The organism is Rhizobacter sp. P3_B12 (assembly GCF_056402895.1).
Map to the genome: position 1 here is coordinate 1 of NZ_JBFUGN010001459.1, position 1,064 is coordinate 1,064.

General features: G+C 72.2%; 1 protein-coding gene. It reads right to left on the bottom strand.

Translation table 11 applies throughout. The annotated features are described in order from the left end of the window. Positions 1 to 1,064, bottom strand: a 1,064-nt coding sequence (locus tag AC1D01_RS36075) for an AMP-binding protein (RefSeq protein WP_477874528.1), incomplete at both ends; no start/stop codon positions are given.

Genomic DNA, 1,064 nt, shown 5'->3' on the forward strand with positions numbered 1-1,064 from the left:
AGGTTGTAGAGCGTCGCGCGCGGCAGCCGCAGCGCGACCTCCTTCTGCGCCTCGGCCGGCAGCGCCTCGCCGCCGACGATCACGCGGCGCAGCGGGGCCTCCCCTCTCTGGGCCTGAGACTCCATGGCTCGTACCTGCGGCTGCTGCAGGAAGGCCTGCAGCATCGCCGGCACGAAGTTCAGCGTCGTGATGCGATGCCGCAGGATCAGCGCCGCGAGCCGCGCCGGGTCGCGGTGCTCGCCCGGTGCGGCCAGCACCAGCGGCGCGCCGGTGGTGAGCGGCCAGAACATCTCCCAGGCCGACACGTCGAAACCGAACGCGGCCTTGTGCAGCACCGTGTCGGCCGCGTCGAGGCGGTAGACCTGCTGCATCCACGCCATGCAGCTCGCGAGCGCCTGGTGGCGCACCGCGGCGCCCTTCGGCGTGCCGGTGGAGCCGGAGGTGTAGATCACGTAGACGAGGTGCTCGCCGTGCATGTCGATCGGCGGATCTCGGTCCGGTTCGGCGGAGGTGTCCAGCGTGTCGAGGTCGAGCACACGCGCCGCGATCACCGGCAGGCGATCGTGCACCGCGCCGTGCGTCAGCACCAGCGCGACGCCGCTGTCGCCCACCATCCACGCGAGGCGTTCGGCCGGCAGCTCGGTGTCCAGCGGCACATACGCGGCGCCCGTCTTCAGCACCGCGAGGATGCTGACCATCATGCCGACCGAGCGTTCGAGCGCGATGCCGACGCGGGTCTCCGGACCGATGCCTTGCGCGATCAGGTGGTGCGCCAGGCGGTTGGCGCGGTGGTTGAGCTCGCCGCGGGTCAGCGTCTCGTCAGCGAAGTGCAGCGCGACGGCCGCGGGGTTCTCGCGCACCCGCTGCTCGAACGCGCGATGCACCGGCAGCCAGTCGTCGAAGCGTTGTTCATCGACACCCCAGGCGGCGAGCCGCGCGTGCTCGTCCGCGCCCAGCAGGTCGACATCGCCGAGCGCCTGCGCGGGCCGCTGCGCCAACGCCTGCAGCAGCGCGAGCAGGTGCGCGCCGAAGCGCTCGACGGTTGCCGCCTCGAACAGCTCGGC